This window comes from uncultured Chloroflexus sp., from assembly GCF_938091255.1.
Classification (GTDB): domain Bacteria; phylum Chloroflexota; class Chloroflexia; order Chloroflexales; family Chloroflexaceae; genus Chloroflexus.
In genome coordinates, this window is sequence record NZ_CALLJH010000051.1 from 18635 (window position 1) to 29563 (window position 10929).

The window sequence follows — 10929 nt, forward strand, 5'->3', positions numbered from 1 at the left end:
TAGCTGATGATAGTTAACGACTAAGGTGTAGCAAGACTGTACCGATCGCCGAGCGTCTGATTCCAGTCTAACCAGTAATCGCCGAGATCGTTCAACATCCGCGTGAACTGTTGAAAATCCACCGGCTTGACCAAATAGCTATTCGCATAGCGTTGATAGGCAGCCTGCAAATCACGCTCGGCGCTCGAGGTGGTCACGACCACGACGGGAATATGGCGCGTCTCGGCGCGGGTCTTAATCTCTTGCAACACCTCCAAGCCACTCAGCCGCGGCAGTTGCAGGTCAAGCAACACGATATCCGGTTGAGGGCTGGTGGCCGGATCAGCGAACTGCGCGCGCCGCCAAAGATAATCGAGCGCCGATTCGCCATCGGTGACATGGATGATCCGGTTCGGAATCCGATGATCGTTCAATGTCCGTATGATCAGCTCAGTATGGTCGGGGTTATCTTCGACGAGCAGAATGATAGCTGGTTCAATGCTTGCTTTCATGAGAATTTATCCTCTCTGCAGGCGCTGAGGTTTGCAACGCCGTTGGCAACGTTAGATAAAACGTTGAACCACTCCCCAATCCCTCTGATTCTACCCATATTTTACCACCGTGCGCTTCCACAATCCGGCGCACGAGCGTCAACCCGATGCCAGTGCCTTCCACCCGCTGCTCAAGACGCTCAAAGAGACCAAAAATCCGCTGGGTATAGCGAGGATCGATGCCAATCCCATTATCCCGCACACTCACCAGCACAAAATGAGGCTCATCAGCAGCACGTGCTTCGATCCAGATCTGAGGGTTTGGCTGATCACCCATGAATTTGGCGGCGTTATCGATCAAGTTCTGAAACACTTCGCGCAAACGGGTGCGATCGCCGTAGATTTCCGGCAAATTCGGCGGGAGATGCAAGTAGACATTGCGTTCCGCCAATCTCCCGCTCACTGCGGCTGCCGCTTCACTAATCAGCAACCCAAGCCCAATGCGCTCCGGCGGATTGAGTTGCCGGCCTGCACGCGATAGATGCAAGAGATCTTCGAGCAATTGGTACATCCGATCCGCCGCTGAAATGATGCGTTGTAAATCGGATGGGATGCGTTCAAGCTTGCCGGCAGCGAGATCACGCTCGATATAACTAGCAAAGCCTTTAATCGTGATCAACGGGCTTTTCAAATCGTGTGAAACCGTGTACGTAAACTGCTCTAATTCGGCATTGCGCGCTTCGAGTTCGGCGATCAACCGCTCGCGTTCAAGTTCGGCCCGCTTGCGTGCCGTAATGTCCATCCCCAATGCTTGATACTCAACCGGTTGCCCTCGCTCATCGAGCAGCAAGCGATTAACCCAGCGCTGCCAACCGATCGAGCCATCGGGATGCAACACTTCGTGCTCATGCTCAATCACCGGCTGAGTTGGGCTGAGTTTGGCAATCCCCTCTGCCACTAGCGCGCGTTGGGGAGGAGGAATGAGGTCGTAAAAGTTAAAACCAATCAATTCATCGCGGGTACGCTGAAACAATTGGCAATAGAGGTCGTTAACGAAGGTGAGCGTACCATCGGACTGAAAGCGGCAGACCATCGCCGGTAGATCATTTACGAGACTGCGATAATACAGCTCACTGCGCCGTAGTTCAGCTTCCATCGTCTTGCGCGCAGTAACATCCATTTGCAACCCATACATCCCTTGCAGCGCACCCTCAGCGTTGATTATCGGTTGGCCGATGACGCGCAGCCAACGTAGGGTGCCATCAGGCAAGACAACCCGAAATTCAATCTCGAACTCAGCATGCTGTTGAACCGAACGATCAATCGCCGCTTGTAAGGCAGCGCGATCTTCAGCGTACACTTGCTCGCGCCAACGCCGAAACGTGAGCGTATCCGTCTGGGGATTCAGCCCCAACAACGGATAGTTTTCCGGCGACCAGCGCACTGTGCGAGAAGGTGCATCCCATTCCCACGCACCGGCGCGCGCCGCTAATAACGCCATTCGTAAGCGTTGCTCAGTGCGGCTCCGTTCGTTTATTTCCTGCTGCACCGCTAGAAACGCCGCTGACAATTGAATATCAACAATGACCAGAATGATACCGGTCAATAGTAAGATCACCAGCAACATTATCGCATACGCTAGCGAGGTGGTAAGCAGCGATCCCACCGGCAGATGTCCGGATACCTCCAACAACCAGAGCAGACCGATCGTGGCGGTAGTAGCTGCCATTGCTCCTATCGCACCGCGCCGGCCAAAGCTGATCCCGGCCAAGAGCGTCACAATAATGTAGTGTAATACCGCCGAACTCTGCACACCACCGGAAAATAGCGCTACCAAGGTAATTACCAGCCAAAGCACACTGCAGACCATCCCACCAGCGAGGTAGATCGCGCCACGCTGCACAAGCCAAGCCCCCCCACCAAACACGGCGGTCATAATGAGTGCAGCAATCAACGGAATCTGAGGTGTTGGGTAAAGCCAAGGAGTGATGAGCACGAATCCGCCCGCTATCACGGTGAAAAAGCCAAAAATGGGCAAGAGAAAGATCGCAACCCGCTGTCGATCGTCAGCAAAGAGCTGATTGAGTTGCTGGTCAGTCGGCCAGAATGTCGAAAGAAGCTGGCGGAGGTTCATACGGCTTGCTCGCGCCAAAATCGCTGTTAACACACTCCATTATATATCCGGTCACAGTTCAGTCAGATCTTATCGCGCATGCGAAAGATAGCGTATACTATGTTTGAGCGCGACCCATTCGCGAGCAACACGATTGTGGCAACCGCTGTGCCTAAGCGTCTAATACCAATAATGAAGTGGCCGCCTCCACTATACACAATGGTTATTACCAAATCTACGCAATACCCAACTCGTGAGACAATCCTTGCCTCAGACATCCTTCACTCGTAGGATCACTATGCGACATGTACTTTGGAGTGTGCTGTTCAGCATCGTGCTCGTCTCATGTAGCACAGTACCCGCGTTACCCACACCATCACCTATTCCCGAAGTCATCCAGCCCACACCCGGCGCACGGCTTTTACCGGCGCAGCTCTACGTCCTTGATCGCGGCCAGATTGCGCGGATCGAGTCCGATGGCGCGACTCGCCGCCAACTTACCCGCGAACGCATTGAGCTGGAGAGCATTCCGCCGATTAGTGATATGGATCTCCATCCGGTGGCTGGGTTAGTCTATGTGGTTGGCGCTGCGAAAGGGGATCGTTTAGTGCGCGCCACGCTTGACGGCAGCAATCCGCAGGTGATGTACTTTGCGGAAGGGCATCAACTCAGCGCCGTGCGCTGGTCGCCCGATGCGCAATTTATCTATCTCCGCTTCCAAAACAACCGCGAGGTACGCGATCTCCCCGACGGTCTGTACCGGTTGCCAGCCACCGGCGGCGACCTTGAACTGGTGCGCGCCGATGATCCGGTTGATGATCCGCTGAATCCAAGCCGTTCTATTCGTAGTTATGCCCCGTTTCTCTGGAATCCGGCAGGCGACACCCTGTTAGTAGCGTCATCTGCTGCCTTCTACGATGATTGTGAACTCGTGTTTTGGCAACCACAAAGTGAGGAGTTACGCCGGCCACGTGTTCCAGACGGCATGTATGGTTGGTGCGGCGAAGCAGTATGGCTTGGCGATAACCGGACGGCGCTGCTGTTAGTTGGGCCGCCGGAAGGTCCCGGTGTTTGGCAAGTTGACGTGCAAACGATGCAGGCTTCCCGTCTCAGCGCCATTAACGTGCTTGCGCGGGCGCCATTTCTCAACGGCTCTGACCTGCTCTTTGTCGCGGTTGAGCGGGTGAGTGACGGTTTCACCTTTACCCTGACTCGCCAATCGCCTGACGGTACCCTTACCAAGCTGCGCCCGCCATTTCGCGAAACGCCGTTGCTCATCCGTTGGGCGCCGGATGCGAGCGGCATTGTGGCATTGGTACGAACCGAGACCGGGACGGCATTACGTTGGTATCCGATTGGTGACCGCCCGGCTGTTGACCTGCCGCAAACCGATCGTGGGGTGAGTTGGTTGATGTGGGGGCCAATGCTGCCGCAGGGGTAGCAACCATCATCTAGGGACAAGTTGACAGGGTAGCGTTATGGGGGGAGGCATACGCTACAGCCTGACGCTCACTCTTGAGATGGCCGGCGTCGGGTTGCGCTATTGGGCTATTATTTGGGCTAGTTCGCCGTTCTTCAGCGCTAGTACCGTTCACACCTTGGCAATCATCGGTGCCGTGGGGCCGCCGTGCTATTCCTTGCTGGCATGGGTTGGGCCACCGGGAGGCAACCGGGTTATGCGCTGGAAGGTGCGCGGGCGAGCGCCAACCATCACTGAGCAAGCGATCCTTGCGGAAGCATTCCGCGTGCTTGCGAACCGCGGCATCACCCCACCTTGCTTCGTCTACGCTGTCGATCAGCCTGACCTCAATGCCAGTGCGATTGGCCATACCCTCTACTTACACCGCGATACGTACACTAGCCCGTATCTTCTTGCGATTCTCGCCCATGAACTGGGACACTACCATACCAGCGACGGGCGCCTCGCGCTGGCGCTGCATCGGTTGACGTTCCCCGGCGGTTGGCTGATGGTGTCATTCACAATACGCTTGACGCACGTGATCACGAGTTTGCTCAACCCCATCATGCGCCTGCTCGACGCGCTGAGCTATATCGTGCTGCGGGTCGAAATCGCTGTTCCTACCCGGATCGGCCAGTTTACCCAGTATATCTTCTCATTAGGGCTGATCACACTGGTTGGCGGGAGGTATTGTGGCTACTACGCCGCTCTGGCGTAGCTATATTCGCCAGCGCGAATTGGCTGCCGATCGATACGCCGCGCAGCATGGGTTTGCTCACGACTTAACCCTCTTCCTGCGCCAAGCCCGACTCGATGAGATGAATCTGCCATGGAACCAAGCTTCGTTCCATCCATCGGTGGAGGAGCGGTTGGCCGCCTTGCAGCCGTATCTGTCGCACTCTTCAGATGATGGCGTCAAGTATGCGATCTCGTAGCCACGCGGTTAAGGTATGAGTCTGCTCTCCCGGCAGCAGCGGCAGCGCGGTGAGGCCGCTAGCATACACCACCGGCGCGCCGGATCCGGGGAATAGCAACGCCAACGCAGCAACTGCGCGGCTACCGTCATGATGGCCTATTCCGGCCAAATAGCTGTACCCCTCATCAATGGCGCTGGCCGGCAGCGCGCCTTCCTCGCTGCGATACTTGGCGTCGAGCACGATCAACCCCGGCGCGCGCCGCGGATGGGTGAACTCGATCGCTCCATCCGGCACTCGCACCCGATCGTCGAGCGAGCGGAACGGTTGACTATCCGGCGCATAGCGCGGTTGATAGCGTAATGCCAAGGTAGCACCCGTAGGATGCGCCAGCACGAGCAAAGGTTGCTGCGTCGTCAATTGCGCCGTCTGCCCGGCAAAGATGCTCTGATCGTGCACCTGCCAGTCGCTGAGGGACAGCAGATCCAACCCAACACGCGCCACGCACCACGTCTCGTAGAGGCGGGCCACCTCGCGCACCGGTATTTCCAGCAACTCCGGCGCCCACCCAACTCCCAACCGGCGCTGCATCAGCCGTTGGTAGGCGGCGACAATGCGCTCATCGCGGCTGCGTGGCCGCCACATCGGCCTCCCAATCAACGGCTGATTATTTACGTCAAATTGTAGACGCGCTGCGCGCAACCTCCCGATCACCATCACCAGCCGCACCCGCGCCTCAGCAGGCAACGGCATCACCAGCAACGCTTGCCCGCTCGCGATCAGCCGGTCGAGTACTTGGGCAGCCACTTGCCGGCCACGCTCAAGCGGATCGGGCCGGTACGCCTGCACCCCTACCCGATCAGGCCAACCGGCGGGCGGTAGCGGCGCAGCATCTGATGCGATCCGCCAGCGGGCCGGATCGGGCCGTTCGCGGAGCATGCCCAATTCGCGCGGCCCTTCCCATTGCCACCGGCGCTGGCGCGGTTGGCGCGCCAGCCGTTCCACTGCGGCGATCAGGCGTTGGGTCAGCGGGCCGGTCAAGAGCGCCAGCAGCGCCGCCCGATCAGGATAGCCGGACGCACCGCTGCCGGCAGCGTAGCGGCCACCGTTCAGGGCATGGGCAAGCGCCGGTGCCAATTGAACCAGATCGGCCAACAACGCAGCGTAACGGCGCGCATCGAGCAGGGAAGGAGCGACATGGACTGTGCCGCGCCATTCCGTAACCTGCGTTGCGGCGGTAATGGTCAAACGCACCGGATACACGCCAGCCGCCGCTGGCGCTTGCCAACGCCAGCGCCACATCGAGTCGCCGGGGCGGAGAAACGGTTCGAGCGGTTCGCCATCGATTGCCAATTGCGCCGTCGCCCCTGCCGGCACCGCGCACGACCACTCAACCACGTTCCGCTCAGGCACAATGGGAGCTGCTGCCGGCACGCCATCGAGCAACAAGACCGGCCCGGCTACCACCATCGCCTCCGCTTGAAATAGATTGCCAGACCTAGCGCAATCGTCGCCATTAACCCTAGCGCAAAGGGATAGCCCCACGGTTGTTCTAGTTCAGGCATCAGCACGAAATTCATACCGTAGATTCCTGCCACCAGCGAGCAGGCCATCAGAATAATCGACCAGAGGGTCAACACCTTCACCAACTGGTTAAGCTGATTGCCCTGTAGTGACAGATAGCTATCGAGCGCGCTCGATAGCAAATCACGGTAGAGATCGATCGACTCGGTCACGCGCACCAAATGATCGTAGACATCGCGCACATAGGCCAATTCGCGGGGCTGAAAGATGCGAACCTCTTGGCGCAGCAAGACATTGAGCACATCGCGTTCGGGAGCGACAATCCGGCGGAAGAAGAGGAGATCCTTTTTGAGCATGAAGATATCATTCGCTACTTCTTGGCGGCCATACTGAAAGATTGCCGCTTCCACATCTTCGATCTGCTCGCCGATCTGATCAAGCACGACAAAGTAGTCATCAACAATGGCATCGATCAGCGCATAGAGCACACTGCTCACCTGATAGCCGGGCACATGACCATTTGCTTGCCAGCGGGCCAGCGTCTGCTCGATATGGCGTATCGGGCCGGGCCGGATGCTGACCAAATAGTTCGCACCAACGAATAGCGTGATCGGCAAAAAGCGCAATTCACGCTCGGCAGCATCGTATTCTACGCTGTAGAAAATGATCAGGTAATAACCGGGATAGGTCTCAATTTTTGGCCGCTCGTGCGCTTGCAACGCATCTTCGATCGCGAGCTGGTGAAAGCCAAACTCCTCGCGCAACAGGGCCAGCTCAGCCGGCGATGGCTGCTCGAGATCGAGCCAGATCAAGGTGCGCGGCTGCAAGAGCAAGTCGCTGATCTGATCGAGATCGGCAATTTGCTGCATGCTCTGGCGGTGAAAGACATTGAGCGAAACCATACCGCTACGCTTCCCACACAATCAACGCCGCGTGGGGCACCTTGCCGTCGCGGATATGATCGTAGAGCATGCCCCGCACAGTAAAGCCATTGCGCAACTGCGGCGTCAGAGTCGGATCGCTCAACCGGCCTGCCACCACTGCGGCTACATATTCTTCAACCGACATCTGGCCGCGGTAAGCAACGTAACCGGGCAACATCCCGCCGGCAACCATGCCGCGCAGACCAAGCCGGCGGATCAGCGCCTTGCGCGCATCGTAGAGCATGCGGCTGATACCGCGCCCACGGTAATCGGGGTGAACACTGATATCAGCGCCGTACAACCACTCGCCATTGGGATCGTGATAGCCAAAATTGCCGTGATCGACAATATCTTCAAACGTATGCGGCTTAAATACCTTGTCGCCGCTGATGCGGAAGGTGCTGCTCTGACCAACCACGCGATTACCGTCGAGCGCCACATGCTGGCCTTCGGGAAAGAGCCGCAAATGGGTAGCAAAGTTCTCGGCGCTGAAGTGATCCTCTGGGTCGAGGGTCGGAAAACAGACCCGCTGGTGAATGACCAACTGCGGGATATGGTCGGGTTGGGTTTGGACAACAGTAATCGGCATAGTAATCCCTGTACAGAAATATAAGTACGCGAGGGCGCATAACACTGCACCCTCACTTATTCGTACTACCCGCGCATTGCGCCAACCAAGACTTCCAGCCCTTCATTGAGCTGATCATCAGTAATCACGAGCGGCACCAACAAGCGAATACAGTTCACATATAGACCGGCCCGCATCGCCAGCACACCGCGTTCGAGGGCGCGACCCAGAATCGCCAGCACCTCTTCGGCAGCAGCCGGCGTGCGCTTACGCCGATCCTTCACCAGCTCGATCCCGATCATCGCACCCAAACCGCGCACATCACCAACCAGCGGATCGAGCGTATCATCGGCCAGCATCGGCTCAAAGTGAGTGCGGATCTGCTGCCCGATCACGTTAGCCCGATCCAGCAACCGTTCGCGCTCGATGATATCAATCGTCGCCAGTGCCGCCACACAGGCCAGCGGATTGCCGCCGTAGGTTCCGCCCACCCCACCGTAATGCGCTTTATCCATGACCCGCGCCCGCCCAATGGTCGCCGCTAGCGGCATCCCGGCAGCAATACTCTTGGCAGCCACAATGATATCTGGTTCAACACCAAACTGCTCGATCGCAAACATAGTACCGGTGCGGCCAAAGCCACTCTGCACCTCATCGACAATCAGCAACGAACCATTGCGGTCGCAGAACTGGCGCAAGCGGCGCATAAACTCCACCGGCACCGGGATAAAGCCGCCCTCGCCTTGCACCGGTTCGATCAACACCGCCGCCACGGTTTCCGGGTCAACCCCAGCGATCTGCATCCGCTCAAACGCCGCCCAACACTGCTCAACCGCCTCCGCCTCGCTCATCCCCATCCGGTAGGCGTAGGGGAAGGGAGCGCGATAGATTTCAGGAGCAAAAGGGCCAAACTTCTTCTTAAAATAGGTGCGCGAGGTGAGCGAGAGGGTCAACAGCGTGCGCCCGTGATACGCACCATCAAAGACAATAATCGCCGGACGTCCGGTTGCAGCGCGGGCAAACTTTATCGCATTCTCAACCCCTTCGGCACCCGAATTAGCCAGCAACGTCTTGCACGGCTCGCTGATCGGTGCCAGCGCATTGAGCCGCTCGCACAACGCCACATACGGCTCGTAGGTACCGACTAGCGCCGACACATGGATCAACCGCTCAGCCTGCGCCTGAATTGCGCTCACCACTTCCGGCGGGCAATGGCCGACCGCCAAGGTGCCAATCCCGCTGACAAAATCGATCAAGGTATTCCCATCAACATCCGTCACCAACGCGCCGTGACCAGAAGCAATCGCAATCGGCGTCGCCCGGCCCAACCCAGCCACCACCGCAGCATCGCGGCGGGCCAGCAACTCACGCGAACGTGGGCCGGGAATTTCGGTGACAAGACGAATATGGCGCACGGCTGGCGCAGTCATACGACACTCCTTTGTGCATCTGCAAAAGCAATCTATTCGATACCCGTCATTATAACAAAAAGCGCGGCACAAGCCGCGCTGCAATCTCCCCACCCCCCATCTCCCCGCTCATGGCGTTATCCGCCGCACCCACGCGCAGACCTGCGCCACCTGTTGCGGATGACCAATCACCACCGCCGCCGGCAAACGCACGGTACGCAGCAATGTCAACCAATCGGGCAACTCACCCTCTAGCGGGCAGACCACACCACCGGCAGCTTGCACAATCACCCAGCCAGCGGCCACATCCCACACTTTTGCCCGCCCGATAATCGCCGCCTGCGCCTGCCCACGGGCTACATAACAACAATCAGCCGCCACCGACCCCAACACCCGCACTTTACCGGGATAGTGAATCGTATAGGCGCGATGAAACGTCGAAGGGATCGCAATCCAGTCATTAGGACTCGGCGGCTGCGGCGGCGCCACATGAATCGGCGTTTCATTCCAGAACGCGCGCCCACCAGCGACTGCCCAATAACAATCACCCAACACCGGCAAGTAGATCACACCGGCCACCGGCTGCCCGCACCGGATCACCCCAATCGACACTGCCCACATCGGTAAACCGGAGACAAACGAACTGGTGCCATCAATCGGATCGATGACCCACACATACTCGCGGTCGAGACCTTCCGGCTCGCGTTCTTCACCCATCACGCCGTGATCAGGATAGTGGGCATGAATCTGCTCGCGCAACCAATCTTCAATTGCGCGATCAGCCGCCGTCACCAAACTCTTATCGAGCTTACGTTCCGGCGACACCCGATTAAAATACGAGCGCAAAAGCAGCTCGCCGGCGCGCTGCGCCCATGCGCGCGCAAGCGCAATATCAATGTCCACACGAGCCTCCGCCAGTATAGCGCCACAGCTTTCGTCTGCTGCGGTGCGTTATCTCATTGTACTACCAATATGAAATGGCGGAAACTATCAGCGGCGCAACCAGACCACCCAAATTATTTAGACCTACTAAACGATATTCGTTTAGGCAGGACGCATCGCGAGCAGATAGCACCGTAACAACGCCCCATCTACGGCTAACAGACCAAGCGGGATCAGCTCAAGCGACCCCCACTAGCCAACAACCCCCATTCCAACTGGGATCAGCGCCGTCCCAATCTCGGTCGCGGCCATCTGTATGCCAATCGTATGCGCCGCAAACTGTTCACCGACCCGGCCATCATCAGCAACTTTACGATTGGCGCTCAATTTCAAATCAACAGGTTTCAGTGCTCTACCGTGAGCCGAAATTGTTGAAACGCGCGCCGTTGTAGAGCGTGTAGCTGTGACCACGCAAGTTTCAGTGCTCTACCGTGAGCCGAAATTGTTGAAACAAATACTCGAGCAACGCGCGCACGTAGCCGAAGTACTCGTTTCAGTGCTCTACCGTGAGCCGAAATTATTGAAATTAACGACGCTATCCAAGAAGCCAAACAGTCCGGCGGTTTCAGTGCTCTACCGTGAGCCGAAATTATTGAAATAGCTATCG

The 10929-nt window shown here is 57.6% G+C and carries 11 protein-coding genes; 3 read left to right on the forward strand and 8 right to left on the reverse strand.

Annotation, left to right across the window (positions count from 1 at the left end; translation table 11 throughout):
* Window positions 1–20 precede the first annotated feature (20 nt).
* Together Q1A00_RS15880 and Q1A00_RS15885 are read right to left on the reverse strand one after the other, a co-directional pair.
* Window positions 21–491: a response regulator gene (locus Q1A00_RS15880; protein ID WP_298407200.1), complete on the reverse strand. Its 471-nt coding sequence runs from the start codon at window positions 489–491 to the stop codon at window positions 21–23.
* A complete protein-coding gene (locus Q1A00_RS15885) occupies window positions 475–2604 on the reverse strand; it encodes an ATP-binding protein (protein WP_298407197.1) in 2130 nt (709 codons plus the stop codon). The genes Q1A00_RS15880 and Q1A00_RS15885 overlap by 17 nt, the downstream gene beginning before the upstream one ends.
* A 277-nt stretch (window positions 2605–2881) precedes the next feature.
* On the opposite strand from Q1A00_RS15885, the gene Q1A00_RS15890 reads away from it, so the two are divergent.
* From Q1A00_RS15890 to Q1A00_RS15900, 3 genes are read left to right on the forward strand one after another with little or no spacing between them, the layout of a single operon-like run.
* On the forward strand, window positions 2882–4024 hold the full coding sequence (locus Q1A00_RS15890; protein ID WP_298490586.1) for a hypothetical protein: 1143 nt from the start codon (window positions 2882–2884) through the stop codon (window positions 4022–4024).
* A 37-nt stretch (window positions 4025–4061) separates the two neighbouring features.
* Entirely contained in the window at window positions 4062–4760 is a 699-nt protein-coding gene (locus tag Q1A00_RS15895; RefSeq protein WP_299757757.1) for a hypothetical protein, read from the forward strand.
* On the forward strand, window positions 4735–4977 hold the full coding sequence (locus Q1A00_RS15900) for a hypothetical protein (protein ID WP_298407189.1): 243 nt from the start codon (window positions 4735–4737) through the stop codon (window positions 4975–4977). The genes Q1A00_RS15895 and Q1A00_RS15900 overlap by 26 nt, the downstream gene beginning before the upstream one ends.
* On the opposite strand, the gene Q1A00_RS15905 is transcribed toward Q1A00_RS15900, so the two are convergent.
* From Q1A00_RS15905 to Q1A00_RS15930, 6 genes are all read right to left on the reverse strand, one after another.
* The gene (locus tag Q1A00_RS15905; protein WP_298490584.1) at window positions 4945–6426 is read right to left on the reverse strand and encodes a nuclease domain-containing protein; all 1482 of its coding nucleotides are present in this window, start codon (window positions 6424–6426) and stop codon (window positions 4945–4947) included. The two genes, Q1A00_RS15900 and Q1A00_RS15905, sit on opposite strands and share 33 nt — an antisense overlap.
* On the reverse strand, window positions 6417–7382 hold the full coding sequence (gene corA, locus Q1A00_RS15910; RefSeq protein WP_298407183.1) for a magnesium/cobalt transporter CorA: 966 nt from the start codon (window positions 7380–7382) through the stop codon (window positions 6417–6419). Before corA ends, Q1A00_RS15905 begins: the two co-directional genes overlap by 10 nt.
* A 4-nt stretch (window positions 7383–7386) precedes the next feature.
* Window positions 7387–7992: a GNAT family N-acetyltransferase gene (locus Q1A00_RS15915; RefSeq protein ID WP_298407179.1), complete on the reverse strand. Its 606-nt coding sequence runs from the start codon at window positions 7990–7992 to the stop codon at window positions 7387–7389.
* A gap of 65 nt (window positions 7993–8057) precedes the next feature.
* Complete coding sequence (locus tag Q1A00_RS15920; protein WP_298407177.1) at window positions 8058–9401, reverse strand: aspartate aminotransferase family protein; 1344 nt, start codon at window positions 9399–9401, stop codon at window positions 8058–8060.
* A 108-nt stretch (window positions 9402–9509) separates the two neighbouring features.
* On the reverse strand, window positions 9510–10283 hold the full coding sequence (locus Q1A00_RS15925) for an inositol monophosphatase family protein (RefSeq protein WP_298490583.1): 774 nt from the start codon (window positions 10281–10283) through the stop codon (window positions 9510–9512).
* A 231-nt stretch (window positions 10284–10514) separates the two neighbouring features.
* Window positions 10515–10649, reverse strand: coding sequence for a hypothetical protein (locus Q1A00_RS15930; RefSeq protein ID WP_298407172.1), 135 nt, complete (start codon window positions 10647–10649; stop codon window positions 10515–10517).
* Window positions 10650–10929: the final 280 nt, after the last annotated feature.

What these genes read in the sequence shown, in the direction of transcription:
- Q1A00_RS15890 (WP_298490586.1), top strand. Translation starts at nt 2,882, where the DNA reads ATGCGACATGTACTTTGGAGTGTGCTGTTCAGCATCGTGCTCGTCTCA.
- corA (WP_298407183.1), bottom strand. Translation starts at nt 7,382, where the DNA reads ATGGTTTCGCTCAATGTCTTTCACCGCCAGAGCATGCAGCAAATTGCC.
- Q1A00_RS15915 (WP_298407179.1), bottom strand. Translation starts at nt 7,992, where the DNA reads ATGCCGATTACTGTTGTCCAAACCCAACCCGACCATATCCCGCAGTTG.
- Q1A00_RS15920 (WP_298407177.1), bottom strand. Translation starts at nt 9,401, where the DNA reads ATGACTGCGCCAGCCGTGCGCCATATTCGTCTTGTCACCGAAATTCCC.
- Q1A00_RS15895 (WP_299757757.1), top strand. Translation starts at nt 4,062, where the DNA reads ATGGGGGGAGGCATACGCTACAGCCTGACGCTCACTCTTGAGATGGCC.
- Q1A00_RS15905 (WP_298490584.1), bottom strand. Translation starts at nt 6,426, where the DNA reads ATGGTGGTAGCCGGGCCGGTCTTGTTGCTCGATGGCGTGCCGGCAGCA.
- Q1A00_RS15885 (WP_298407197.1), bottom strand. Translation starts at nt 2,604, where the DNA reads ATGAACCTCCGCCAGCTTCTTTCGACATTCTGGCCGACTGACCAGCAA.
- Q1A00_RS15880 (WP_298407200.1), bottom strand. Translation starts at nt 491, where the DNA reads ATGAAAGCAAGCATTGAACCAGCTATCATTCTGCTCGTCGAAGATAAC.